Below are 24,053 nucleotides of genomic sequence, written 5' to 3'. Positions count from 1 at the left end.
CGCGCAGCAGAACACCCGGCGGCTACCGTGGTGCCATGACCCTCGACACCGCGTCCTACATCAAGCTCGACGAGGAGTGGGGTGCCCACAATTACCACCCGTTGCCCGTCGTCATCGCCGAGGCGGAGGGCGCCTGGGTCACCGACGTCGAGGGCAACCGCTACCTCGACTTCCTGTCGGGGTACTCGGCGCTCAACTTCGGTCACCGCCACCCCGTCCTGCTCGACGCCGCACGCGAGCAGCTCGACCGGCTGACGCTGACGTCGCGCGCCTTCCACAACGACCAGTACGGCGCGTTCTGCCGCGAGCTGGCCGAGCTGACGCAGACCGAGACCGTCCTGACGATGAACACCGGCGCCGAGGCCGTCGAGTCGGCGATCAAGATCGCCCGCAAGTGGGCCTACGAGGTCAAGGGCGTCGGGTTCGACCGCGCCGAGATCATCGTCGCGTCGGGCAACTTCCACGGCCGCACCACGACGATCGTGTCGTTCTCGGACGATCCCGCGGCGCACGACAACTACGGTCCCTTCACGCCGGGCTTCGTCACGGTGCCCTACGGCGACCTCGCCGCGATGGAGGCCGCCATCACGCCGAACACGGCCGCGATCCTGATGGAGCCGATCCAGGGCGAGGCGGGCGTCATCGTCCCGCCGTCCGGCTTCTTCCCCGGCGTGCGGCGGCTGTGCGACGAGCACAACGTCCTGCTGGTCGCCGACGAGATCCAGTCGGGCCTGGCCCGCACGGGCAAGCTGTTCGCCCTCGACCACGACGACGTCCGGGCCGATCTCTACACGCTCGGCAAGGCCCTCGGCGGCGGCATCATCCCCGTCTCGGCCGTCGTGGGTCGCGCCGACGTCCTCGGCGTCCTCAAGCCGGGCCAGCACGGCTCGACGTTCGGCGGCTACCCCGTCGCCTGCGCCGTGGGGCGCGCCGTCGTGGGGCTGCTCGAGACCGGCGAGTTCCAGACCCGCTCGCTCGAGCTCGGGCGCTACCTGCACGGCCGGCTCGACGAGCTGGTCGGCAAGGGTGTCGCGTCGGTGCGCGGTCGCGGCCTGTGGGCCGGGGTCGACATCGACCCCCTCGCCAAGACCGGCCGCGAGGTCTCGATGGCGCTGCGCGACCGTGGCGTGCTGTGCAAGGAGACGCACGAGCGCACGTTGCGCATCGCTCCCCCGCTCGTCATCACCAAGGACGAGATCGACCACGCCGTCACGGCGCTCGCCGAGGCCCTCGACGCCTGATCACGGTCCGGACGGGCTCAGGCGAAGTAGCTGGTGTCGCCGCCGCGCGACGGTGACCGCTCGGCGTCCGCCTCGGTGAACGGCGCCTTGGCCGCGAAGGTCGTCAGCACCTCGCGGTACGGCAGCACGCGGTACGGGAACGGCGAGCTCGCGGCCTTGCGGGCCAGCGTCTCCCAGGGCAGCGGGGCCGCCGAGGCCATGACCAGCACGTTGCCGAAGCGGCGCCCCTTCAGCGTGGCCGGCTCGGCGCACATCACGACGTGCGCGAACGCGTCGCACACGCCCCGCACCGCGCGCCGCAGGTACGGGAACGGTGCGCGGTCGGCCAGGTTGAGCAGCACGAGCCCGTCGGCCGTCGCGACGCGCGCGAGGTCGGCGAAGAACTCGGCCGTCGTGAGGTCGGCGGGGATCCGGTCGCCGTCGAAGGCGTCGAGCACGATGACGTCGGCGAAGTCGTCGCGCATCGCCGCGATGCCGGCCCGCCCGTCGAGCGGCCTGACCTTGATGCCGCTCTGGCGCGGCAGCGGGATGCGCTCGCGCACCAGCGCCGTGATCTCCTCGTCGGGCTCCAGCACGATCTGCGGCGAGCGCGGACGCGTCGCGGCCACGTAGCGCGGCACCGTCATGCCGGCACCGCCCACGTGGACGCAGCGCAGGGGCTCCCCCGCGACGCCGTGGCCGTCGATCGCGTCGGCCATCCGCTGCACGTAGTCGAACTCGAGGCGCGTCGGGTCGTCGAGGTCGACGTACGACTGCTCGGTGCCGTCGATGCGCAGCGTGAAGGCCGACGGACGCTCCCGGTCGGAGACGATCTCGATCCTGCGGAGGCGCTCGGTCACCCCGACACTCTAGGTGCCGGCGAGCAGGTTCTCCGAGCCGTCCGGCTTGACCGCCAGCACGGGGCACTCCGCGTCGAGGATCAGCCGCTGCGCGACGCTGCCGAGCAGCAGCTTGCCGACCGGCGTGCGCGGGCGGATGCCCACCACGATCAGCGAGGCCCCCGTCGACGACGCCGCGTGCAGCACGGCGCCCGCAATGTCGGGCACGACGTCGTGCAGGATCTCGGACTCGACGTCGAGCCGGTCGAGGATCGACCGCAGCGACGACAGCTCGTCGTCGCCGGCGAACTTGGTGTCGACGTACGCGTCGCCCTTCGTGGGGTTGACCACGACCAGCCGCTCCTCGCGGCGGGCCGCCTCCGTGGCGCCGTACGACAGCGCCACCCGCCCGAACTCGTCCGGGCTGTACATCACCACTACCGTCATGCGTTGACCTCTTCCTTCTCCTCGACGGGTGCCTCGGGCTTGGGCTTGCGCAGCCCCGAGGCGACGATGGCGACCAGCGCCAGCGCGATGAACGCGTACACGATGACGGCCACGGGCTCGCTCCACAGCGTGCTGACGTCGCCCGACGAGATCTGCAGCGACGTGGTGAGCTGCTCCTCGAGCTTGGGCCCGAGGATGACGCCGATGATGAGCGGCAGCACCGGCAGGCCGAAGCGACGCATCGCGAGCCCCAGCAGGCCGATGACCAGCAGGAGCGCCAGGTCGAACGGCTGGAAGCTGACGCTGTAGGCGCCGAGCGAGGCGAAGAACAGGATGCCCGCGTAGAGGTACGGCCGCGGGATCTGCAGCAGCTTGGCCCACAGCGGCGCCAGGGGCAGGTTGAGCAGGAGCAGCAGCGTGTTGCCGATGAACAGGCTCGCGAGCAGGGCCCAGACGAGGTCGGGCTCGGTGTCGAACAGCTGCGGGCCGGTCTCGATGCCGTAGCTCTGGATCGCGAGCAGCATGATCGCGGCCGTCGCGGTCGTCGGCAGGCCGATCGCCAGGAGCGGCACGAGCGTGCCGGCGGCCGAGGCGTTGTTGGCCGCCTCGGGGCCCGCGACGCCCTCGATCGCACCCTTGCCGAACTCCTCGGGGTGCTTGGCGAGCTTGCGCTCGGTGACGTACGACAGGAACGTCGGGATCTCGGCGCCGCCGGCCGGCAGGGCGCCGAACGGGAAGCCGAACGCCGTGCCGCGCAGCCACGGCTTCCACGAGCGTCCCCAGTCCTCGCGGCTCATCCAGGGCTGGCCGACCGGGATGATGTCGAGCGGGCGACGACGCAGGTGCGCCGCGACCCAGAGGGCCTCGCCGATCGCGAAGATCGCGACCGCGACGACGACGATGTCGATGCCGTCGGCCAGCAGCGGGTTGCCGAACGTCAGCCGGGCCTGGCCGGTCTGGCCGCCGACCAGGCCGATCGCCAGGCCGAGGAACAGCGCGATGAAGCCGCGCAGCCGCGAGGTGCCGAGCACCGCGGTGACGGCGAACAGCGCCAGCAGGATCAGGGCGAAGTTCGACGGGTTGCCGAGCTTGACGACCTGTCCGGCCACCGAGGGTGCGAACAGCACCAGCAGCAGCGTGCCGATCGTGCCGGCGACGAACGAGCCGATCGCCGCGGTGGCGAGGGCCTGCGCCGCCCGCCCCTTCTTGGCCATCTTGTTGCCCTCGATGGCCGTCACGACCGATGACGACTCCCCCGGCGTGTTCAGCAGGATCGAGGTCGTCGAGCCGCCGTACATGCCGCCGTAGTAGATGCCGGCGAACATGATGAGCGCGCTGTCGGGGCCGACGCTGTACGTGATGGGCAGCAGCAGGGCCAGCGTCATGGCGGGCCCGATGCCCGGCAGCACGCCGACGGCGGTGCCGAGGAACACGCCGACCACGGCGTAGAAGAGGTTCTGGACCGTCAGCGCCTGGGCGAAGCCGTCCATCAACAGGTTGAGTGAGTCCATCAGAGGATCCCGTCCAGGATGCCGGCCGGGATCGCGAGACCCAGGCCCGAGTAGAAGCCGTACCAGGTGCCGACCGACAGGGCCACGCCCACCGCGACGTCGCGGATCAGGGTGCGGCTGCCGAGCACGTAGGCGGTGCCGACGAACAGGATCGCGCCGGTGATCGCCCAGCCGAGCCAGTCGACCAGCAGGATGTTGGCCAGGAACACGACGACGAGCTTCGCGACGGTCGCCCAGTCGCTGGGCTGCGTCAGGTCGACGTCCTCGCCCTCCTCGGCCGCCGGGACGTCACCACGGGCCGTCGCGATCGCGAGCAGGGCCGCGAGGACGATCAGCACCGTGCCGACGACGTAGGGGAAGGCGTACGGCTGGACCGGCTGGTCGGCGAAGCCGTCGCTCAGCGTCGTCGCGTCGTAGACCACGTAGGCGCCGACGACCGCGAGGAACGCGGCGAGCCCGTACTGGGCCTTGTCGACGAGCCGCGTGCGCCCGTGGGTCTCGTGCTTCTCGGCGGTGCTCATGCCAGCCCCAGCTCCTTCAGGGTCGTCTCGACCCGCTTGTCCTGCTCGAGCAGGAAGGTCTCGAACTCCTCGCCGGTCGCGAACGAGTCGATCCAGCCGTTGCGCTTGATCGCGTCCTGCCAGCCCTTCGTCTCGTGCATCGCGGTGAACATCGCCACGAGGCGCTCGCGCGACTCGTCCGAGATGCCGGGCGGGGCGAGGATGCCGCGCCAGTTGACGAACGTCATGTCGATGCCGGACTCCTTGAGGGTCGGCGCGTCGACGGTCTCGAGACGCTCCTCGCCCGAGACCGCGAGGACGCGCAGCGAGCCGTCCTCGAGCTGTCCCTCGAACTCGCTGGGCCCCGAGGCACCGACGTCGATCTTCTTGCCGAGCAGCGCGCTGGTGAGCGGTCCGCCGCCGTCGTACACGATGTACTTGACCTGCTTGGGATCGATCCCGACCGTCTTGGCCAGCTGCATCGGGAACAGGAAGTCGGGTCCGCCGGGCGACGAGCCACCGCCGATCGTGACGCTGCTCGGATCGGCCTTCCACGCGTCGACGAGGTCCTGCACCGTCTGGAACGGCGAGTCCTTGGGGACGATGAGCGCCTCCTGGTCCTCGATCAGGCGGGCGATCGGCGTCGCCTGCGAGACACGGGCCTTCGAGTCGTTGGTGTAGGTCGCTCCGACGACGCCGAGCCCCATCGACATCACGAGGTCGTCGACGCCCTCCTCGTTGAGCAGGCGCTGCATCGCGACGGTGCCGCCAGCGCCGATGACGTTGGTGACCTCGAACCGGCCCGACAGCTCGGCGTCCTCGAGCACGCGGGCGGCGGCGCGTCCTGTCAGGTCGTACCCTCCGCCGGGGCTGTTGGGGATGTACATGCTGAGCCGGCGGTTCGCCTCGCCCTCGCCTCCGCGCGTGACTCCGCATGCGGACAGCAGCAGCGCGGCGGCGACGAGGAATACTGTCGCCGTCAACCGGTGTGATCGCCTGGTCGGCGTCATGGGACCTCCTGTGATCGACCCCGATCATGACCTGCGCCTGTGGTGTGGGTCACCATTGCGGAACCAAAGGAGGTTGTGGACGTTGTGGTCACAGCGCAGACGCCTGACGCTCGCGGGACAGTTCCTCGTCCTGCAGCTCGTCGTCGTCGCCTTCGTCCTCGCGATCGTCGGCGCGATCTCGGTGCAGCAGTCGAACGACTCGTTCGCGTCCGAGCGCGGTGCGCAGATGCGGTCGGTGTCGGAGTACCTCGCGAACCTGTCGGTCGTCCGCGCCCAGATCAGGGGGCCCGCGCCGGCGACGTCGCTCGCCCCCGCGATCGACCGGGCCGTGGGTCTCTCGGGCGCCACCGAGATCACGATCGCCGATCCGGCGGGCCGGGTGCTGTCGTCGTCCGACCCCCGACTCGTCGGCACCCGCGCCGAGCTCGGCGACTCGCGCGTCCGTGAGGGACGCGCCTGGGTCGGCACCGTCGAGACGCGCGGCCACCGCTTCGTGGCGGCGCACGCGCCGATCATCGACGACTCCGGCACGCTCGTGGGGCTGGCCGTGGCGGAGGAGCAGTTCCCGTCGTTCTGGACGCGGCTGACAAACGCCGCCGACGAGCTCGTGCTATACCTCGGCGCGGGCGCCGGCCTGGGCATCGCGGGGTCGTGGCTGCTGGCCCGGCTCGTGCGGCGACGCACCCGCGGCCTCGAGCCGCGCGAGTTCGCGACGCTGGCCGACCACCGCGAGGCACTGCTGCACAGCATCCGCGAGGGCGTCGTCGCCGTCGGCACCGACGAGCGGATCACGATGATCAACGACAGCGCCCGCTCGCTGCTGGGCCTCGGCACGGACGTCGTGGGGCGCCGCCTCGACTCGCTGGGGCTCGACCAGCCCGTCGTCGAGCTGCTGACCCCCGGGGCCGACAGCCAGGACGCCGTGGTGCTGGTGGGTGAGCGCGTCGTGGTGTTCAACCAGCGGTCGGCCTCGAGCCGCGGTCAGGGCATCGGTGCCGTCACCACGATGCGCGACCGCACCGACCTGGTGTCGATGCAGGGCCAGCTCAGCTCGAACCTGTCGATCACCGACACCCTGCGGGCGCAGACCCACGAGTTCGCGAACCAGCTGCACACGATCTCGGGTCTCGTCCAGCTCGGCGAGTACGACGAGGTGACGTCGCTGGTCGGCGTGCTGACGCGCCGCCGGGCCGCGATCTCCGACGCCGTGACGCGGCGCGTGTCCGACCCGGCCGTCGCGGCCCTGCTGATCGCCAAGTCGAGCGTCGCGGCCGAGGCGGGCGTGACGCTGACGCTGACCGACGACTCGGCCCTCGAGGCGCTGTCGCCCCACACGTCGGCCGACCTGACCACGATCATCGGCAACCTCGTCGACAACGCGGTCGACGCCTGCAAGGGCGGGCCCGCGCCCGCCGTGGTCGTCGAGCTGTCGGAGGACGCCGACGACATCGTCCTGTGCGTGCGCGACGACGGACCGGGCGTGCCGGCCGAGCTGCGCGACACGATCTTCGCGCGCGGCTTCTCGACCAAGCCGGACGTCCCCGGCGGGCGGGGCATCGGGCTGCCGCTCGTGCGGCTCATCTGCACGCAGCGGGGAGGTAGCGTGACGGTCGGTGCCGACGACGACGGTGACGGCGTCGGCCGCGGTGCCGTGTTCACCATCCGCCTGCCGAAGGAGCCCGCATGATCCGCGTGCTGGTCGTCGACGACGACTTCATGGTCGCGAGCATCCACGGCCGGTTCGTCGAGCGCACCCCCGGCTTCGAGGTCGTCGGCACGGCCCGCACGGGCGCCGAGGCGCTGCAGCTGCACGCCGACCTGTCCCCCGACCTGCTGCTGCTCGACGTGCACCTGCCCGACATGAGCGGCCTCGACGTGCTGCAGCGGCTGAGGGCGGACGGCAGCACGGTCGGCGTCGTGATGGTGACGGCCGAGCGGGACGCCGAGGCCGTCCGATCGGCCCTGCACGGCGGCGCGCTGCAGTACCTCGTCAAGCCGTTCGAGCACGTCGACTTCGCGTCGCGCATGCAGCGGGTGCGCGAGTCGCTCGAGACCCTCGCGTCGGGCGCGCCCGACCAGGCGGCGATCGACCGCGCGTTCGGCACGCCGCCGGCGGCCGTGACGGCTTTGCCGAAGGGGCTCAGCCCGGAGTCGGCGCAGCTCGTGGCCGAGGCGCTGGCCCGCGGCGACGAGCTGTCGGCGGCCGACTGCGGCGAGCTCGTCGGGCTGTCGCGCGTCAGTGCCCGGCGCTACCTCGAGCACTTCGTCGACCAGGGGACGGCGGTCGTCCGCCTCAACTACGGCAACGCCGGGCGCCCCGAGCGCCGCTACCGCTCGGTCCGCTGAGGTGCCCGGGGGCTGCGGCGGTAGGCCGAGACCGTCGGGTCGCCCGTGACCCAGAGGCGCCACGGGACGTCCGCGGCCTTGGAGACGCCCACGCGCGGACCCGTCGTGACCTCCGGCGTCACGTCGGGTTCGGGCCCCAGCCGCACTCCCCCGCCGGCCAGCAGCTCGGTGCCCAGGTCGTCGAGGGTCAGGCCCAGGGCGCGGGCGAGGTTGCCGGGGCCCCGCGCCAGCGCGACGTCCGCGACCCCGGGTCGGCGCGACCGTGCGACGTCCAGCCCGTCGACGACCTCGCCGGCCCGCACCAGCACGGCCGCCGCGATCTCGGTCGGCCCCGTCACGACGTTGGCGCACACGTGCATGCCGTACGACCGGTAGACGTACAGCCGCCACGGTGGTCCGTACATGATCTCGCTGCGCGGCGTGCGCGTGAACGCGTGCGACGCGGGGTCGTCGACGCCGCCGTAGGCCTCGACCTCCGTGATGCGCACGGACGCGCCGTGGCCGTGCAGGGTGCGACCGAGGAGGCCGCGGGCCCGGGCGACGACGCCGTCCGGGCTCGCGTCGTGCACGGTGTCAGCTGACCGACTCGAGGACGACGTCCTTCGCGGGAGCCGTGCCGTCGGCGCCCACGCCGTCGGCCTCGATCTGCTGGGCGACCTTCAGACCGGCCGCGTCGACCGTGCCGAACACGGTGTAGCTGGGCGGCAGGTCGGCGTCGGCCAGGACGATGAAGAACTGCGAGCCGTTGGTGTCGGGGCCGGCGTTGGCCATCGCGAGGGTGCCGGCCGGGTAGGTCTCCTGGCCGCTCAGCTCGTCGGGGAACGCGTACCCCGGCCCGCCCTGACCGGTCGCGGAGGGATCGCCGCACTGCAGCACGAACCCGGGCACGAGGCGGTGACACTTGGTGCCGTCGAAGTACCCCTGCTGGGCGAGCGACGCGAAGCTGTTGACGGTGCAGGGGGCCGAGTCGGGCGTGAGCGACGCCTTGATCACGCCGCGGTTGGTCGTGATCGTGACCGCGTCGAGGCTCGTGGGGGTCGTCGGCGGGAGCGTGGCCTTCTTGCCCGGCTCGTCGGTCTCGGTGTACGTGCAGGTGCCGTCGGCGGCGGCGCCGGGGCTGTCGGTCGCCGACGGGGCCTCGGACGTCGTCGCGGGATCCGCGGCCGACGCTCCGTCGGAGCCTCCGCCGTCAGAACCTCCGCAGGCGGCCAGCGTGGTGATCAGTACGGTGGTCGCCGTGGCGGCGAGAAGACGAGAACGCATGCGCCGAGCCTAGCCAGCGCTCGGTCGCCGGGCCGACAGCCGGTCCCGCAGCTCGGCGAGCTGCTCGGCGACCCGCACCTGGGCCGTGCCGCCGCGCGCGTCGCGCGACGCGAGCGAGCCCTCGACCGTGAGCACCTCGCGGACACCGGGCGTCAGGGCCGGGGAGATCGCGGCGAAGTCGTCGTCCGACAGGTCCCACAGCTCGATGCCACGTCGCTCGCACGCCTGCACGCAGGCGCCCGACAGCTCGTGGGCGACGCGGAACGGCACGCCCTCGCGCACCAGCCACTCGGCGATGTCGGTCGCGAGCGCGAAGCCCTGCGGCGCGAGCGCCTGCATGCGCTCGGTGTGGAACGTCAGCGTCGCGACCATGCCGGTGAAGGCGGGCAGCAGCACCTCGAGCGTGTCGATCGAGTCGAACACCGGCTCCTTGTCCTCCTGCAGGTCGCGGTTGTACGCCAGCGGCAGCCCCTTCAGCGTGGCGAGCAGTCCCGTGAGGTTGCCGATCAGCCGTCCCGACTTGCCCCGCGCGAGCTCGGCGATGTCGGGGTTCTTCTTCTGCGGCATGATGCTCGACCCCGTGGAGTAGCCGTCGTGCAGCGTGACGAAGTCGAACTCCTTGGTGTTCCAGATGATGATCTCCTCGGCGAGCCGCGAGACGTCGACGCCGATCTGCGCCGTCACGAACGCGAACTCGGCCACGAAGTCGCGGGCCGCCGTCCCGTCGATCGAGTTGGCGGTCGAGCCGCTGAAGCCGAGGTCGGCGGCGACCTTCTCGGGGTCGAGCCCCAGCGACGACCCGGCCAGGGCACCCGAGCCGTACGGCGAGTCGGCCGAGACGCGGGCGTCCCAGTCGGCGAGCCGGTCGAGGTCGCGCACCAGCGGCCACGCGTGCGCCAGCAGGTGGTGCGACAGAAGGACGGGCTGGGCGTGCTGCAGGTGCGTCCGACCCGGCATCGCGACCCCCAGGTGGTCGTCGGCCTGGGCGGCCAGCGCCTCGACGAGGTCGGTCACGAGCGCCGTGATGCGGCGTCCGTGGTCGCGCAGGTACATCTTGAACAGCGTCGCGATCTGGTCGTTGCGCGAGCGCCCGGCCCGCAGGCGTCCGCCGAGGTCGGCACCGAGGCGCTCGAGCAGGCCCCGCTCGAGGGCCGTGTGCACGTCCTCGTCGTCGGGCTGGGCGGTGAACGCCCCCGACGCAACGTCGGCGTCGAGCGAGTCGATGCCCGCGACCAGGGACGTGAGGTCGTCGCGGGACAGCAGCCCGGCGGCGTGCAGGACGACGGCGTGGGCGCGCGACCCCGCGAGGTCGTACGGCGCGAGACGCCAGTCGAAGTGCGTCGAGCGCGACAGCTCGACGAGCTCGGGCGAGGGGCCGGAGGCGAACCGTCCGCCCCACAGGGCGTTCGTCGGCTCGGGTGTCTGGGGGTCGGTCACGGGATCTCCTTGGAGGTCGGACCGGCGAGGTCCATGAAGCGGCGGGCGACCTCGTCGCCGCCGGCGGGGTCACGGCAGATCATCATCACGGTGTCGTCGCCGGCGATCGTGCCGATGACGTCGTCCGGCGAGGAGTGGTCGATCGCGGAGGCGAGGTACTGGGCCGCACCGGGCGGCGTGCGCAGGATGACGAGGTTGGCCGACGCCTCGGCCGTCACGAGCAGCTCGCGCACCAGGCGGGCGAGGCGCGACTGCGCCGCCGAGCTGCCCGTGCCGGGTCGCGGCGTGCGGTCGCCCCCCTCGGCCGGCACGGCGTACACGAGCCCGCTGCCCTCGTGCCGCACGCGGACGGCGTCGAGCTCGACCAGGTCGCGCGACACGGTCGAGGGCGTCGCGTTGACGCCCCGCTGGTCCAGCAGCTCGACCAGCTCGCCCTGCGAGCGGACCGCGTGCCGCGTCAGCAGGTCGATGATGAGCTGCTGGCGGGCGGTCTTGGTGTCGGCGGCGCTCATGCGGGGGCCGCGGACTTCTCGAGCAGCCACACCATCAGCGCCTTCTGGGCGTGCAGGCGGTTCTCGGCCTCGTCCCACACGACGCTCTGCGGCCCGTCGAGCACCTCCGACGAGATCTCGAGCCCGCGGTACGCCGGCAGGCAGTGCAGCACGACGGCGTCGGGGGCGGCGAGCGCGAGGGACGCCTCGGTGATCGCGTAGTCGCCGAACAGCGACAGCCGCGCCTCCTTCTCCGCCTCCTGGCCCATCGAGACCCACGTGTCGGTGATGACGACGTCGGCACCGGCGATCGCGGCGGCGGGGTCGTCGGTGACGAGCACCGATCCGCCCGTCGTGGCGGCGATCGCGGCGGCGTCGTCGACGATCCGCTGCGCCGGCTGGTAGCCCGCCGGGGCACCGATCCGCACGTGCAGGCCGGCGGTCGCTCCCCCGAGGAGGTACGAGTGCCCCATGTTGTTGGCCCCGTCGCCGAGGTAGGCGACCGTCAGCCCGGCCAGGCGTCCCTTGTGCTCGATGACGGTCTGCCAGTCGGCCAGGATCTGGCACGGGTGGAAGTCGTCGCTCAGCGCGTTGATGACCGGGACGCCGGCGTGCGCGGCCATCTCCTCCAGCCCGGCCTGCGCGTAGGTGCGCCACACGATCGCGCTCGTCATCCGTCCCAGCACCGTCGCGGTGTCGGCGGTCGACTCGCCGCGGCCTCCCTGCGTCACGGTGGAGTCGAGCACCAGCGGGTTGCCGCCCAGGTCGGCGATCCCGACGCTGAACGACACGCGCGTGCGCGTCGACGCCTTGTCGAAGATCACCGCGACGGTCTGCGGACCCGCCAGGGGCTTGCGCCCGTACGGATCGGCCTTCATCTCGGCCGCGAGCGCCAGCACCTCGGCCTGCTCGGCCGGGGTCAGGTCGTCGTCGCGCAGCAGGTGCCGGACCGTCCCGGTCATGAGGACACCTCGTCGAGCACGCCCCGCAGCACCGTGACGGCGTTCGCGGCCTCGTTCTCGGTGAGCACCAGCGGCGGGGCGAGGCGCAGGCGGTCGGGCGTCGCGTTGTTGAGGATCAGCCCGGCCGCCATCGCGGCCTTCTGCGCCTCGGCGGCGAGCGGCTGGCGCAGCACGACGCCGACCAGCAGCCCGCGTCCCGTGACCTCGGCGACGAGCGGGTGGTCGACCAGGCCGCGCCGCAGCTGGTCGCCGATCGTCGTGACGTGCGCCAGCAGGTCGTCGGACTCGATCGTCGCGACGACCGCGAGTGCCGCCGCCGTCGCGACCGCGTTGCCGCCGAACGTCGTGCCGTGGTTGCCGGGCTGCAGCAGCGTGCCGGCCGCACCGATCGCGACGCACGCACCGATCGGGATGCCGCCGCCGAGCCCCTTGGCCAGCGTCACGAGGTCGGGCACGATGCCGGACTCCTCGTACGCGAACCAGGCGCCCGTGCGGCCCATGCCGGTCTGCACCTCGTCGAGCCACAGCAGCGCGCCGTGGCGCGTCGTGACGTCGCGCGCCGCCCGCAGGTAGCCGTCGGGAGGCACGACGACGCCTGCCTCGCCCTGGATCGGCTCGACCAGCACCGCCGCGACGGTGTCGTCGACCGCGGCCTCGAGGGCCGCCGCGTCGCCGTACGGCACCCACGTCACGTCGCCGGGCAGCGGCTCGAACGGGGCGCGGTACGCCTCCTTGGACGTCAGCGCCAGAGCACCCATCGTGCGTCCGTGGAACGATCCCTCGGCCACGACGACGCGCGTGCGACCCGTGCGCCGGGTGATCTTGAAGGCCGCCTCGTTGGCCTCGGCGCCGGAGTTGGTGAAGAACACCCGCGCGTCGTGGCCGACGAGCTGCACGAGCTTCTCGGCGAGCCGCACCTGCGGCTCGGTCGCGAAGAAGTTGGACGTGTGGCCCAGCGTGGTCAGCTGGGTCGTCACGGCCTCGACGATCGCGGGGTGGCCGTGGCCCAGCGCGTTGACCGCGATGCCCGCCAGCAGGTCGAGGTACTGCCGGCCGTCGGCGTCCCACACGTGCGAGCCCTCGCCGCGCACCAGCACGGTCTGCGGCGGGCCGAAGGTGTTCATGACGGCGCCCTGGTAGCGCTCGGTCCACTCGGCGGTCGTCATGACGGGGTCTCCTTGTCGACGCTGGTCGAGTACAGGGCCGTGCGGATGCGCGTCGGCGCCCCCGGCACGACCTGGGTGCCGACCCCCTCGTCGGTGAAGATCTCGAGCAGGACGGCGTGGGGCTCGCGACCGTCGATCACGGTGGCGCGCTTGACCCCCTCCTCGACGGCCTTCAGGCAGGCGGCCATCTTGGGGATCATGCCGGTCGACAGCGTCGGGATCAGCTCGGCCAGCGACTCGGGGCTGATCTCGCCGATGACGTCGGAGCTGTTCGGCCAGTCGGCGTACAGGCCCTCGACGTCGGTCAGCACGAGCAACTTCTCGGCGCCCAGCGCGACGGCCAGCGCGGCGGCGGCCGTGTCGGCGTTGACGTTGTGCACCTGGCCCGAGGCGTCGGGCGCGACGGTCGAGACGACCGGGATGCGGCCGGCGTCGATCAGGTCCTGCACGGCCTCGGGACGCACGCCGACGACCTCGCCGACCAGACCGATGTCGGTCTCGACGCCGTCGATGACCGGCATCGTCCGCTGCGCCGTGAACAGGCCGCCGTCCTCGCCGGACATGCCGACCGCGAGGTCGCCGTGCTGGTTGAGCAGCCCGACCAGCTCACGTCCGACCTGGCCCGTCAGCACCATGCGCACGACGTCCATCGTCTCGGGCGTCGTGACGCGCAGCCCGCCGCGGAACTCCGACTCGATGCCGAGCCGGTCGAGCATGCGGCTGATCTGCGGTCCGCCGCCGTGGACGACGACCGGCTTGAAGCCCGCCAGGCGCATGAAGACGATGTCCTCGGCGAAGGCGCGCTTGAGGCTCTCGTCGGTCATGGCGTTGCCGCCGTACTTCACGACGATGACCTTGCCGTGGTACTTCTTCAGCCACGGCAGGGCCTTGGCGAGGGTGGCGGCCTTGTCGGTCGCCTCCTTCCAGTCGTCGGGCGCCCACTCGTGGTCGGCCGGGTCGAAGTCAGGTGTCATGAGCTGTACGCCGAGTTCTCGTGGACGTAGGCCTGCGTGAGGTCGTTGGTCCAGATGGTGCCCGACCGGTCGCCGGACTTGAGGTCGATCGTCACCGTGACCGCGCGGGCCTCGAGGTCGATCGCGTCGGGGGACTCCCCCGGGCCGCTGCTGCGGCAGACCCAGACGTCGTTCAGCGCGACGTCGAGGTCGGCGGGGTCGAAGGCGGCCTGCGTCGTGCCGACCGAGGCCAGGATGCGTCCCCAGTTGGGGTCCTTGCCGAAGATCGCGCACTTGAACAGGTTGCTGCGCGCGACCGAGCGGCCGACCTCGAGCGCGTCGTCGACCGATGCGGCGCCCACGACCTCGATCGCGATCTCGTGGTCGGCGCCCTCGGCGTCGGCGAGCAGCTGCATCGCGAGGTCTCGGCACACCTCGGTCACGGCCGCCGTGAACGCGTCGGCGTCCGGGGTCGTGCCCGAGGCACCGGATGCCATCAGCAGCACCGTGTCGTTGGTCGACTGGCAGCCGTCGGAGTCGAGCCGGTCGAACGTCTGGGCCGTCGCGGCGCGCAGGGCCGCGTCGACCGTCGCGGAGTCGACGTCGGCGTCGGTCGTGACGACGACCAGCATCGTCGCGAGCGCGGGGGCCAGCATGCCGGCGCCCTTGGCCATGCCGCCGACCGTGAAGCCGTCGCCGCGGGCGACCGCCTCCTTCGCGACGGTGTCGGTCGTCATGATCGCCGTCGCGGCGGTGTGGCCGCCGTCGGCGCTCTGCCCCTCGACGGCCGCGCGGACGCCCGACAGCAGCGCCTCGCGGTCGTTCAGCAGGCCGATCAGGCCCGTCGACGCGACCTGCACGTCGACCGCGCCGATGCCGAGCATCTCGGCGACGGTCTCGGCCGTGCGGTGCGTCGTCGTGAAGCCCTCGGCGCCGGTGTAGCAGTTGGCGCCGCCCGAGTTGATCGCGACGGCCACCGCCGAGCCGGTCTTGATGGCCTCCTGGCTCCACAGCACGGGGTTGGCCTTGCAGCGATTGCTCGTGAACACCGCCGCGGCAGCCTTGGACGGGCCGTGGTTGACGACGACCGCGACGTCGGGTGCGCCGGTCGACTTGAGGCCGGCGGGCACGCCCTGCGCGGTGAATCCCTGGGCTGCTGTCACGCTCATGGTGCGAGTCCGATCGTCGAGAGGCCCGTGGTCTCGGCGAGACCCAGGGCGAGGTTCATGGACTGGATGGCGCCGCCGGCCGTCCCCTTGACGAGGTTGTCGATCGCCGAGACGACCACGAGACGTCGTGCGCGGTCGTCGACCGCGACCTGCAGCTGGGCGGTGTTGGCGCCGAGCGTCGCGGCCGTCGTCGGCCACTGCCCCTCGGGCAGCAGGTGGACGAACGGCTCGTCGCGGTAGGCGACCTCGTAGGCCGCGCGGACGACCGCGAGGTCGATGCCGTCGGCGAGCCGCGCCGTCGTGGTGGCCAGGATTCCGCGCGCCATCGGCACGAGCGTCGGCGTGAACGAGATCGTGACCTCGTCGGCGCCGGCCTGCCGCAGGTTCTGCATGATCTCGGGGACGTGACGGTGCACGCCGCCGACGCCGTACGGCGACGCCGCGCCCAGGCCCTCGGCGGCCTGCAGGTGGGCCTTGGGGGCCTTGCCCGCGCCGGAGTAGCCGTTGGCCAGCACCGCGACGATGTCGGTCGGTGCGACGAGCTGCGCCGCGACGGCGGGCTGGATGCCGAGGGTCACGGCCGTGACGTTGCAGCCCGGCACCGCGATGCGGCGGACGCCCGCGAGCGCGTCGCGCTGGCGTCCCTCGCCCACGATCAGCTCGGGCATCCCGTACGGCCAGGTGCCCGCGTGGTCGCCGCCGTAGAACTCGGTCCACTCGTCGGACGACTGCAGCCGGAAGTCGGCGCCGAGGTCGATCACGAGCGCGTCGTCGCCGAGCTGCGCCGCGACCGCGCCCGACTGGCCGTGCGGCAGGCCGAGGAACACGACGTCGTGGCCCGCGAGGACCTCGGGCGTCGTCGGCTGCAGCACGCGGTCGGCGAGCGGGACGATGTGCGGGTGGTGGGCACCCAGCGCCGTCCCCGCGTTCGAGGCGGCCGTGAGGGCGCCGATCTCGACGTCGGGGTGCGACAGCAGCAGGCGCAGCACCTCACCGCCGGCGTAGCCGCTGGCGCCGACGACGGCGACCGTGACCGTGGCCATCAGTCGGTCCCCAGCTCCATCGCGGCGGCGTCGAGCGCGTGCTCGTCCTCGTCGGCGGCCGCCGGGTTGGCCTCGATGCGCACCGCGCCGCCGGCCGGCAGGTCGCCGAACAGCGTGCCGTTCTCGACCAGCACCTGTCCCTGGTCGAGCGGCTGGGCGGCGTACATCTCGAGCTTGGCCCGCGAGTCGGCGATGTCGAGGTTGCGCATCGTCAGCTGGCCGATGCGGTCGGTGGGGCCGAACACCGCGTTGTCGGTGCGCTCCATCGACAGCTTGTCGGGGTGGTACGAGAAGTTCTCGCCCTGCGTGTCGAGGATCGAGTAGTCCTCGCCGCGCCGCAGCCGGATCGTGACGCTGCCGGTGACCAGCGACGCGATCCAGCGCTCGATCGACTCGCGCAGCATCATGGCCTGCGGGTCGAGCCAGCGTCCCTCGTACATCAGCCGGCCCAGGCGGCGGCCGTGCGCGTGGAAGTTCGCGATCGTGTCCTCGTTGTGGATCGCGTTGAGCAGCCGCTCGTAGGCGATGTGCAGCAGCGCCATCGCGGGTGCCTCGTAGATGCCGCGGCTCTTGGCCTCGATGATGCGGTTCTCGATCTGGTCGGACATGCCGAGCCCGTGCCGTCCGCCGATGACGTTGGCCTCGTGCACGAGGGCGACGGGGTCGTCGTACCGGACGCCGTTGATCGCGACCGGACGCCCCTCGGCGAACGAGACCGTCACGTCCTCGGCGTCGATGTCGACCGACGGGTCCCAGAACTTGACGCCCATGATCGGCTCGACGGTCTCGAGCGAGACGTCGAGGTGCTCGAGGGTCTTGGCCTCGTGCGTCGCGCCCCAGATGTTGGCGTCGGTCGAGTAGGCCTTCTCCTGGCTGTCGCGGTACGGCAGGTCGTGCGCGACGAGCCACTGGCTCATCTCGGTGCGACCGCCGAGCTCGCTGACGAACGCGGCGTCGAGCCACGGCTTGTAGATGCGCAGCTCGGGGTTGGCCAGCAGGCCGTAGCGGTAGAACCGCTCGATGTCGTTGCCCTTGAACGTCGAGCCGTCGCCCCAGATGTTCACGCCGTCCTCGTTCATGGCGCGCACGAGCAGCGTGCCCGTGACGGCGCGGCCGAGCGGGGTCGTGTTGAAGTACGTCCTGCCGGCCGAGCGGATGTGGAACGCGCCGCACGCCAGGGCCGCGAGGCCCTCGTCGACCAGCGGTCGCTTGCAGTCGACGAGACGCGCGAGCTCGGCGCCGTACTCCATCGCCCGGCCCGGCACGCCGGCGATGTCGGGCTCGTCGTACTGCCCGATGTCGGCGGTGTAGGTGCAGGGGACGGCGCCCTTGTCGCGCATCCACGCGACGGCGACGGAGGTGTCGAGCCCTCCGGAGAAGGCGATGCCGACGCGTTCGCCGGACGGAAGACTGGTGAGGACCTTGGACATGTCACACATTCTTGCACACCTCTGCAAGACCTTGCATGCAGGGGGTCCGCGCGAACCCACGTCGGGGGCGTCCCCCTCACCCTAGGATGCAGCCATGAAGCGGATCCTGCTGCGCGTCGTCGTGCTCGTGGTGGCCGCCGTCATCCTGCTGCTGCCGCTCGCCGCCACGATCGTGACCGACGAGACGGCCGCGGGGCCCGATCCCGTCCGCATCTCCGACTACGTCGGCGACTACGTCGTGACGGCCGAGGGGACGCTCGTCGCCAAGGAGACCCTGACCACCGAGTTCCCGGCGGGTCGCCACGGCATCTTCCGGTTCTGGGACCTCGCCGACCCCCGCGACCCGCACGTGCGCCTCGAGCCCGAGCAGGTCCGGGTCGAGCTCGACGGGCGCGACGTGCCGTTCGAGCTCTCGTGGGAGAAGGGACGGCGGCTGCGGGTCGCGAAGATCGGCGATCCCGACACGACGGTGTCGGCCGGCACCCACACCTACACGATCAGCTACCTGATCGACGGCGTCCTGTCCCCCACGACGGCCGGCAACGGCACCTCGGGATCGTCCAGCTGGGCCGACGACAGCCCGTCCCGGTCGGTCTTCTACTGGAACGTCGTCGCGCAGGGCTGGCAGATGGCGATCGAGAAGGCGACGATCCGCCTGACGCTGCCGGGCGCCTCGGAGCAGGTGCAGTGCGTGACGGGGTACGGCACGACGGGGCTCGGACCGTGCTCGATCGAGGGAGCCGGCACCGACGGGGTGACGCTCACGACCGGTTCGGTGCCCCCGCGCACGCCCGTCACGGTGCGTGTCGCCCTGCCGGTGCCGACTCCCGACCGCGTCACGGTGCCGTGGAGCGTGCGCGCCGACGGGACGCTCGGACGCTCGCGCACGGCCCTGCTGGTCGTCCTCGCGCTGACGGCCGCCCTCGCGGCGGGCGGCTACGTGCTCGACCGCAGGTCGCGCGAGGACCCGCCGGGCCTGCCCGTCACGTACGAGCCGCCGCCCGGTCTCGGCCCCGTGCAGACCGCGTACCTGACGACCGAGGACGTGCCGGACCGCGGGCTCGTCGCGACGCTCCTGCACCAGGCCGAGCAGGGCCTCACGACCCTGTCGCACGACGACGCCGGCACGTGGACCGTCACCGGCGTCGGCGACGACGAGGCCTGGTCGCGAGCCGACGACGTCTCGCGGTTCGTGGGCGAGTCGATCGGCGTGACGCGGGCGGGCGAGACGTTCCGGGCCGGCCGCACGACCGTCGAGGCCGGGTCCACGCTCCAGCGGACGCGCGACGGACTGCCGGACGTCGTCGACCGCTGGGCCGCGGGCATCGGCGCCCAACGCACCGTCGCGTCCGAGACGGTGGCCCGTGTGGCGGTCGTGGTGTCGTTCGTGCTGATGATCGCCGTCGGGGTCGTGGCGCTGGTCGGCCCGCTGCCTGCGATGCATGCCCTGCCGTTCGCCGGGTTCGCGCTCGGCGGGGCCGGTCTGCTGACGGCCGGCGTCGGCAAGCGCCGCACCCCGCTCGGGCGCGACCTGTGGTCGAGGTCCGGCGGGTTCGAACGGATGCTCTCGACGCCCTCGGCCAAGGACCGCTTCGACTTCAGCGGCGAGAAGGACCTCTACACCGCCTACGTCCCGTACGCCGTCGCCTTCGACTGCGCCGAGCGGTGGGCCCGCAAGTACGAGATGACGACGGGGTCACCCGCCCCGTCGCCGGCCTTCGTCGCCGGCGGGATCGCCGCCGGGTCGGGCGGCTCGCGCGCCGACACCGACTTCTCGGGCTTCGAGAGCTCGCTCGCCGGGGCCATCAGCGCCTACTCGGCCACCCAGTCGTCGTCCTCGTCAGGTGGCGGCGGGGGCGGCTTCAGCGGTGGCGGCGGAGGAGGCGGAGGGGGCGGTGGCTCCTGGTAGACCCGCACGGCCCCGCACCTGCCCGATCCTCCTCTCGTCCCACACCCCGGAGACCCCATGACCGTCCTGCTCACGATCCTCGCCGTCGTCGTCCTGGTGGGGCTGTTCGCCGCCTACGCCTTCAACAAGCTGCGACGGCTCGACATCGCCGCCCAGGAGGCGCTGGGCGGCATCGACGTCCAGCTCACCCGCCGTGCCGACCTGGTGCCCAACCTCGTCAACACCGTCAAGGGCTATGCCCAGCACGAGAAGGGCGTCTTCGAGGAGGTCACGCGGGCCCGCGCCGGCGTCCAGGCAGCTGCCGCCGACGGATCGGTCGCCGAGAAGGCTGCGGCGGACGCGCAGCTCGACCGGGCGATCGTCGACGTCCTCGCGGTCGCCGAGGCGTACCCCGACCTCAAGGCGTCGACCAACTTCCTGGAGCTGCAGACGCAGCTGGCCGAGACCGAGGACAAGATCTCGTTCGCACGCCAGTACTACAACGACGCCGTCGCGAGCCTCAACAACGTCGTGCGCACGATCCCGTGGCTGCTGTTCACCGGCCTCGCCGGCGTGCAGGCCCGCGACTTCTACGAGGCCCCCGACGGCCAGGACACCGCCCCGGCCGTCACCTTCTGACCCGACGCAATGCCGAGGAGGGGGTTACCGCCCCTCCGCGAGAGGGCTGCCGTCCCCGTCGGGGGCGGCAGCTCTCTCGTCGTGGGGCGCCAACCCCCTCGTCACGTGGGTCAGGTGCGCAGGGTCGCGTTGCTCGCGGTGCGAGCGGCGGTCACGGCCGCCTCCCTCGCACCCTTGATGTCGTCGTCGGTCAGGGTGCGGTCGGGGGCCCGCAGGCGCAGCGAGAAGGCCAGCGACTTCTTGCCCTCGGGCACCTGCTCACCGGCGTAGACGTCGAACAGCCGCGCCGACTCGATCAGCGGACTCGCGGCGGCCAGCACGTCGGCCAGCGGGCCGGCCGGCTCCGACGTGTCGACGACGAGCGCGAGGTCCTCCTTCGCGACGGGGTACGACGAGAACGCCGGACGTGGACCGATCGCGGGCGACGCCTCGATCAGCGCGTCGAGGTCGACCTCGGCGGCCACGACGCGCGGGGGGAGCCCGTACGCCTTCAGCACCCGCGGGTGCAGCTCGCCGGCGTGGCCGACGACCTCGCCCCCCAGCACGATCGCGGCGCAGCGACCGGGGTGCCACGGCGCGTGCTCGGCCGCCTCGACCGTGACGTCGACGTGCATCGACGCGGCGAGGTGACGCACGATCGCGACGGCGTCGGCCCACGACACGGCGCGGCCGGGCCCCGCCCAGCCCGAGCGCACCCGCTCACCGCTCATGACCAGGCCGACGTGGTGCGGCTGGTCGGGCAGCGCCGACGTCAGCGCGTCGAGCTCGTCCGCGGTCGGACGACGGTCGACGCCGTAGATCGGTGCCTCGGCGCCGACCTCGCGGGGCAGGAACACGCGCCCCGTCTCGGTCAGGAGGACGTCGGAGTGCCCGCGGCCGATGTTGAGCACGAGGCTGCGCAGCAGACCCGACAGCAGGGTCGTCGTCATGCCCGGGTCCTCCGCCGACAGCGGGTTCTCGAGCAGCACCTGGCGCCGTCGCACGTCGTCGGCCGGCAGGCCCATGCGGTCGAAGTCGGCCGGTCCGGCGAACGGGAACGTCTTGACCTCGACGAGACCCTCGCCCGCCAGCACCGTGCCGGCACGCCGCCGCAGCTTCTGCGCGACCGTCAGCCCACGGCCCGCCGGGGCCACGGGGATGATCGACGGCACCCGGTCGTAGCCGACGACGCGCAGCACGTCCTCGACGACGTCGTAGGGATCGGTCAGGTCGGGACGCCACGGCGGAGGCGTGACGGTCAGCCGGTCGTGGTCGACCTCGACGGCACAGCCGTTGGCCTCGAGGGCCTCGACGACCGCGACGGTGTCGACGTCGACGCCCGTGATGCGGGCCGGCAGTCCGACGTCGAGGGTGATGTCGGCGGGCACGGGCGGCTCGCCCAACAGGGTGAGGCCCTCCTCGAGCGTGGCTCCCCCGTGCTCGACGAGCAGGTCGGCGACGCGCCGGACGGCACGGGCCGGCAGGGTCGGGTCGACACCGCGCTCGTTGCGCTTGGCCGCCTCGGACGTCAGTCGCTGCGTGCGAGCCGTGCGGGCGATCATCGGCGCGGTCCACACGGCGGCCTCGACGACGATGTCGGTCGTCGCGGGGGTCATCTCGACCTGCTCGCCGCCCATGACGCCGCCCAGGCCGACGGGGCCGCGGTCGTCGGCGACGACGGCGTCCTCGGCGGTCAGCGTGCGGGTCGTGCCGTCGAGCGTCGTGAGCTGCTCGCCCTCGGTGGCCCGCCGGACGACCAGCGTTCCCTGCAGCAGCGACCGGTCGTAGCCGTGGATCGGCAGCCCGAGCTCGAGCATGACGTAGTTCGTGACGTCGACGGCCAGCGAGATCGACCGCATGCCGGCGAGCTCGACGCGGCGCGCGAGCCAGGCGGGGGTCGGCGCCGACGCGTCGAGGCCCGAGACCGTGACGGCGGCGAAGACGGGGCACGCCGTCGGGTCCTGGACGTCGACGGGGTACGCGCCGGGGCCGGGCGTCGCGACCGTGACGGCCTCGACGTCGGCGGGGTCGTGGAACGGCACGCCGAGCGCGATGCCGGCGTCGCGGGCGACGCCCCGCAGCGACAGCGCGTAGGCGCGGTCGGGGTTGACCTCGAGGTCGAGCACCTGCTCGCCCAGGCCGAGCAGCGCGATCGCGTCGTCGCCGGGCTCGGCCGCACCGGGCTCGAGGACGATGATGCCGCTGGCGTCACCGGGTACGCTGAGCTCGGCGCCCGAGCAGATCATGCCGTCCGACACGTGCCCGTACGTCTTGCGGGCCGAGATCTCGAACCCGAGCGCGGGCAGCACCGTGCCGGGCAGCGAGACGACGACGAGGTCGCCCTCGACGAAGTTGTGCGCGCCGCAGATGATGCCGCGCGACGGCACGTCGTCGCCCGGGGCGTCGGGCACCGAGTCGTCGTTGTGCGCGCCGACGTCGACGCGGCACCAGTTGATCGTCTTGCCGTTCTTCTGCTCCTCCTTGACGAGGGACAGCACCCGGCCGACGACCAGCGGGCCGCTGATGCCGGACGAGACGATCTCCTCGAGCTTGAGGTCGAAGGCGGTCAGACGTGCCGCGAGGGCCTCGGTCGACAGCCCCTCGGGCAGGTCGACGTACTCGGCCAGCCAGGAAACCGGGACGCGCATTACAGCTCAACTCCGAACGGCTCGGTGAAACGGATGTCGCCGTCGAACAGGTCGCGCAGGTCGGCGATGTCGTAGCGGGACGTGATGGTGCGGTCGATGCCGATGCCGAACGCGAAGCCCGAGTAGCGCTCGGGGTCGACGCCGCAGGCGATCAGGACGCGCGGGTTGACGACGCCGCAGCCGCCCCACTCGACCCAGCCCTCGCCCTTGCACGTGCGGCACGACGCGACGGCGTCGGGCTCGTTGTGGCAGACGTAGCAGAGCAGGTCCATCTCGGCGCTCGGCTCGGTGAACGGGAAGTACGACGGACGGAACCGCGTCGTCATGCCGTCGCCGTAGATCGCCCGGGCGAAGTGGTCGAGCGTGCCCTTCAGGTGAGCCATCGACAGTCCCTCGTCGATCGCGAGGCCCTCGACCTGGTGGAAGACCGGCGAGTGCGTCGCGTCGAGCTCGTCGGTGCGGAAGACGCGGCCCGGGCACGCGACGTAGATCGGCGGCGTGCGCGTCAGCATCGTGCGGGCCTGCACGGGCGACGTGTGGGTGCGCAGCACCGTGGCGGCGCGCTCGGGCGTCACCCAGAAGGTGTCCTGCATCGTGCGGGCCGGGTGGTCGGGACCCAGGTTGAGCGCGTCGAAGTTGAGCCACTCGGCCTCGACCTCGGGGCCCTCGGCGATCTCCCAGCCCATCGCGACGAAGACGTCGGCGATGTGCTCGGACAACGTCGTGACGGGGTGGCGCGCGCCGACCGGCGAGACGTCCCACGGCAGCGTGACGTCGACGGCCTCGGCGACCAGCGCCGTCTCCTCCTCGGCCGCCTCGAGCTCGGCGGTGCGGGCCGCAAGGGCCTTGCTGACGACGCCGCGCGCCTGGCCGACCCGCTGGCCGGCCTCCTTGCGGGCCTGGGGCTGCAGGGCACCGATCTCGCGGTTGGCCAGGGCGATCGGCGAGCGGTCGCCGACGTGGTCGATGCGGACCTGCTTGAGGTCGTCGAGCGACGTCGCGGCGGCGACGGCCGCGAGGGCCTCGTCGCGCATGCGCTCGATCTCGTCGGAGCGCAGGGACGTGACCTCGACCGGGTCGTACGAGGAGTTGGGCGCAGACACTGCGGACCT

22 protein-coding genes are annotated in these 24,053 nt (G+C 72.3%); 5 read left to right on the top strand and 17 right to left on the bottom strand.

Annotation, left to right across the window (positions count from 1 at the left end):
• Positions 1–35 precede the first annotated feature (35 nt).
• On the top strand, positions 36–1,241 hold the full coding sequence (gene rocD / locus IFT73_RS05135; protein WP_192166658.1) for an ornithine--oxo-acid transaminase: 1,206 nt from the start codon (positions 36–38) through the stop codon (positions 1,239–1,241).
• A gap of 17 nt (positions 1,242–1,258) precedes the next feature.
• Here rocD and IFT73_RS05130 read toward each other — a convergent pair whose 3' ends face one another.
• Genes IFT73_RS05130 through IFT73_RS05110 form a run of 5 tightly spaced genes read right to left on the bottom strand, consistent with a single transcriptional unit; the run spans position 1,259 to position 5,527 of the window.
• The gene (locus tag IFT73_RS05130) at positions 1,259–2,080 is read right to left on the bottom strand and encodes a fused MFS/spermidine synthase (protein ID WP_192166657.1); all 822 of its coding nucleotides are present in this window, start codon (positions 2,078–2,080) and stop codon (positions 1,259–1,261) included.
• A gap of 9 nt (positions 2,081–2,089) precedes the next feature.
• Positions 2,090–2,506, bottom strand: a complete 417-nt coding sequence (locus IFT73_RS05125) for a universal stress protein (protein WP_056608316.1) — start codon at positions 2,504–2,506, stop codon at positions 2,090–2,092.
• Entirely contained in the window at positions 2,503–4,017 is a 1,515-nt protein-coding gene (locus IFT73_RS05120; protein WP_192166656.1) for a tripartite tricarboxylate transporter permease, read from the bottom strand. Before IFT73_RS05120 ends, IFT73_RS05125 begins: the two co-directional genes overlap by 4 nt.
• Positions 4,017–4,538 (bottom strand): tripartite tricarboxylate transporter TctB family protein, encoded by a 522-nt coding sequence (locus IFT73_RS05115; RefSeq protein ID WP_192166655.1) that lies wholly within the window; start codon positions 4,536–4,538, stop codon positions 4,017–4,019. The genes IFT73_RS05120 and IFT73_RS05115 overlap by 1 nt, the downstream gene beginning before the upstream one ends.
• Entirely contained in the window at positions 4,535–5,527 is a 993-nt protein-coding gene (locus IFT73_RS05110) for a tripartite tricarboxylate transporter substrate binding protein (protein ID WP_192166654.1), read from the bottom strand. The genes IFT73_RS05115 and IFT73_RS05110 overlap by 4 nt, the downstream gene beginning before the upstream one ends.
• 82 nt (positions 5,528–5,609) lie before the next feature.
• Here IFT73_RS05110 and IFT73_RS05105 point away from each other — a divergent pair, with 82 nt between their 5' ends.
• Positions 5,610–7,214 (top strand): ATP-binding protein, encoded by a 1,605-nt coding sequence (locus tag IFT73_RS05105; protein WP_197983497.1) that lies wholly within the window; start codon positions 5,610–5,612, stop codon positions 7,212–7,214.
• The gene (locus tag IFT73_RS05100) at positions 7,211–7,873 is read left to right on the top strand and encodes a response regulator (protein ID WP_056608301.1); all 663 of its coding nucleotides are present in this window, start codon (positions 7,211–7,213) and stop codon (positions 7,871–7,873) included. Before IFT73_RS05105 ends, IFT73_RS05100 begins: the two co-directional genes overlap by 4 nt.
• Here IFT73_RS05100 and IFT73_RS05095 read toward each other — a convergent pair.
• The 10 genes from IFT73_RS05095 to argG are packed head-to-tail and all read right to left on the bottom strand — an operon-like array spanning position 7,855 to position 17,787.
• The gene (locus IFT73_RS05095) at positions 7,855–8,442 is read right to left on the bottom strand and encodes a DNA-3-methyladenine glycosylase (protein WP_192166652.1); all 588 of its coding nucleotides are present in this window, start codon (positions 8,440–8,442) and stop codon (positions 7,855–7,857) included. The genes IFT73_RS05100 and IFT73_RS05095 overlap by 19 nt on opposite strands.
• Before the next feature lie 4 nt (positions 8,443–8,446).
• On the bottom strand, positions 8,447–9,136 hold the full coding sequence (locus tag IFT73_RS05090) for a peptidylprolyl isomerase (protein ID WP_192166651.1): 690 nt from the start codon (positions 9,134–9,136) through the stop codon (positions 8,447–8,449).
• Between the two features lie 9 nt (positions 9,137–9,145).
• The gene (gene argH / locus IFT73_RS05085) at positions 9,146–10,573 is read right to left on the bottom strand and encodes an argininosuccinate lyase (RefSeq protein ID WP_192166650.1); all 1,428 of its coding nucleotides are present in this window, start codon (positions 10,571–10,573) and stop codon (positions 9,146–9,148) included.
• Positions 10,570–11,085 (bottom strand): arginine repressor, encoded by a 516-nt coding sequence (locus IFT73_RS05080; protein WP_056608293.1) that lies wholly within the window; start codon positions 11,083–11,085, stop codon positions 10,570–10,572. Before IFT73_RS05080 ends, argH begins: the two co-directional genes overlap by 4 nt.
• The gene (gene argF, locus IFT73_RS05075; RefSeq protein ID WP_192166649.1) at positions 11,082–12,026 is read right to left on the bottom strand and encodes an ornithine carbamoyltransferase; all 945 of its coding nucleotides are present in this window, start codon (positions 12,024–12,026) and stop codon (positions 11,082–11,084) included. Before argF ends, IFT73_RS05080 begins: the two co-directional genes overlap by 4 nt.
• Positions 12,023–13,192: an acetylornithine transaminase gene (locus IFT73_RS05070; protein ID WP_192166648.1), complete on the bottom strand. Its 1,170-nt coding sequence runs from the start codon at positions 13,190–13,192 to the stop codon at positions 12,023–12,025. The genes argF and IFT73_RS05070 overlap by 4 nt, the downstream gene beginning before the upstream one ends.
• Complete coding sequence (gene argB / locus IFT73_RS05065) at positions 13,189–14,166, bottom strand: acetylglutamate kinase (RefSeq protein WP_056608287.1); 978 nt, start codon at positions 14,164–14,166, stop codon at positions 13,189–13,191. Before argB ends, IFT73_RS05070 begins: the two co-directional genes overlap by 4 nt.
• Positions 14,163–15,314, bottom strand: a complete 1,152-nt coding sequence (gene argJ / locus IFT73_RS05060) for a bifunctional glutamate N-acetyltransferase/amino-acid acetyltransferase ArgJ (protein ID WP_192166647.1) — start codon at positions 15,312–15,314, stop codon at positions 14,163–14,165. The genes argB and argJ overlap by 4 nt, the downstream gene beginning before the upstream one ends.
• On the bottom strand, positions 15,311–16,357 hold the full coding sequence (gene argC, locus IFT73_RS05055) for an N-acetyl-gamma-glutamyl-phosphate reductase (RefSeq protein ID WP_192166646.1): 1,047 nt from the start codon (positions 16,355–16,357) through the stop codon (positions 15,311–15,313). The genes argJ and argC overlap by 4 nt, the downstream gene beginning before the upstream one ends.
• On the bottom strand, positions 16,357–17,787 hold the full coding sequence (gene argG / locus IFT73_RS05050) for an argininosuccinate synthase (RefSeq protein ID WP_192166645.1): 1,431 nt from the start codon (positions 17,785–17,787) through the stop codon (positions 16,357–16,359). Before argG ends, argC begins: the two co-directional genes overlap by 1 nt.
• 94 nt (positions 17,788–17,881) lie before the next feature.
• Here argG and IFT73_RS05045 point away from each other — a divergent pair, with 94 nt between their 5' ends.
• Together IFT73_RS05045 and IFT73_RS05040 are read left to right on the top strand one after the other, a co-directional pair.
• Positions 17,882–19,696 (top strand): DUF2207 domain-containing protein, encoded by a 1,815-nt coding sequence (locus tag IFT73_RS05045; RefSeq protein ID WP_192166644.1) that lies wholly within the window; start codon positions 17,882–17,884, stop codon positions 19,694–19,696.
• Positions 19,697–19,753: 57 nt separating this feature from the next.
• The gene (locus IFT73_RS05040; RefSeq protein WP_192166643.1) at positions 19,754–20,314 is read left to right on the top strand and encodes a LemA family protein; all 561 of its coding nucleotides are present in this window, start codon (positions 19,754–19,756) and stop codon (positions 20,312–20,314) included.
• A 110-nt stretch (positions 20,315–20,424) separates the two neighbouring features.
• Here IFT73_RS05040 and pheT read toward each other — a convergent pair whose 3' ends face one another.
• Positions 20,425–22,941 carry a phenylalanine--tRNA ligase subunit beta gene (pheT, locus tag IFT73_RS05035; protein WP_192166642.1) on the bottom strand — a complete coding sequence of 839 codons (2,517 nt, stop codon included), beginning with the start codon at positions 22,939–22,941 and terminating at the stop codon, positions 20,425–20,427.
• On the bottom strand, positions 22,941–24,044 hold the full coding sequence (gene pheS / locus IFT73_RS05030; RefSeq protein ID WP_192166641.1) for a phenylalanine--tRNA ligase subunit alpha: 1,104 nt from the start codon (positions 24,042–24,044) through the stop codon (positions 22,941–22,943). The genes pheT and pheS overlap by 1 nt, the downstream gene beginning before the upstream one ends.
• Positions 24,045–24,053: the final 9 nt, after the last annotated feature.

Origin of the sequence: Aeromicrobium sp. CFBP 8757, from assembly GCF_014841755.1 — a bacterium.
In the GTDB taxonomy this organism is placed as follows: domain Bacteria; phylum Actinomycetota; class Actinomycetes; order Propionibacteriales; family Nocardioidaceae; genus Aeromicrobium.
The sequence above is the reverse complement of the archived record's forward strand: the minus strand, read 5'-3'. Positions and strand labels throughout refer to the sequence as shown.

Bases quoted from the DNA above. Each gene is read 5' to 3' on its own strand.
- rocD (WP_192166658.1), top strand. From the start codon at position 36: ATGACCCTCGACACCGCGTCCTACATCAAGCTCGACGAGGAGTGGGGT.
- IFT73_RS05125 (WP_056608316.1), bottom strand. From the start codon at position 2,506: ATGACGGTAGTGGTGATGTACAGCCCGGACGAGTTCGGGCGGGTGGCG.
- IFT73_RS05120 (WP_192166656.1), bottom strand. From the start codon at position 4,017: ATGGACTCACTCAACCTGTTGATGGACGGCTTCGCCCAGGCGCTGACG.
- IFT73_RS05115 (WP_192166655.1), bottom strand. From the start codon at position 4,538: ATGAGCACCGCCGAGAAGCACGAGACCCACGGGCGCACGCGGCTCGTC.
- IFT73_RS05110 (WP_192166654.1), bottom strand. From the start codon at position 5,527: ATGACGCCGACCAGGCGATCACACCGGTTGACGGCGACAGTATTCCTC.
- IFT73_RS05100 (WP_056608301.1), top strand. From the start codon at position 7,211: ATGATCCGCGTGCTGGTCGTCGACGACGACTTCATGGTCGCGAGCATC.
- IFT73_RS05090 (WP_192166651.1), bottom strand. From the start codon at position 9,136: ATGCGTTCTCGTCTTCTCGCCGCCACGGCGACCACCGTACTGATCACC.
- IFT73_RS05080 (WP_056608293.1), bottom strand. From the start codon at position 11,085: ATGAGCGCCGCCGACACCAAGACCGCCCGCCAGCAGCTCATCATCGAC.
- argF (WP_192166649.1), bottom strand. From the start codon at position 12,026: ATGACCGGGACGGTCCGGCACCTGCTGCGCGACGACGACCTGACCCCG.
- IFT73_RS05070 (WP_192166648.1), bottom strand. From the start codon at position 13,192: ATGACGACCGCCGAGTGGACCGAGCGCTACCAGGGCGCCGTCATGAAC.
- argB (WP_056608287.1), bottom strand. From the start codon at position 14,166: ATGACACCTGACTTCGACCCGGCCGACCACGAGTGGGCGCCCGACGAC.
- argJ (WP_192166647.1), bottom strand. From the start codon at position 15,314: ATGAGCGTGACAGCAGCCCAGGGATTCACCGCGCAGGGCGTGCCCGCC.
- argC (WP_192166646.1), bottom strand. From the start codon at position 16,357: ATGGCCACGGTCACGGTCGCCGTCGTCGGCGCCAGCGGCTACGCCGGC.
- argG (WP_192166645.1), bottom strand. From the start codon at position 17,787: ATGTCCAAGGTCCTCACCAGTCTTCCGTCCGGCGAACGCGTCGGCATC.
- IFT73_RS05045 (WP_192166644.1), top strand. From the start codon at position 17,882: ATGAAGCGGATCCTGCTGCGCGTCGTCGTGCTCGTGGTGGCCGCCGTC.
- IFT73_RS05040 (WP_192166643.1), top strand. From the start codon at position 19,754: ATGACCGTCCTGCTCACGATCCTCGCCGTCGTCGTCCTGGTGGGGCTG.
- pheT (WP_192166642.1), bottom strand. From the start codon at position 22,941: ATGCGCGTCCCGGTTTCCTGGCTGGCCGAGTACGTCGACCTGCCCGAG.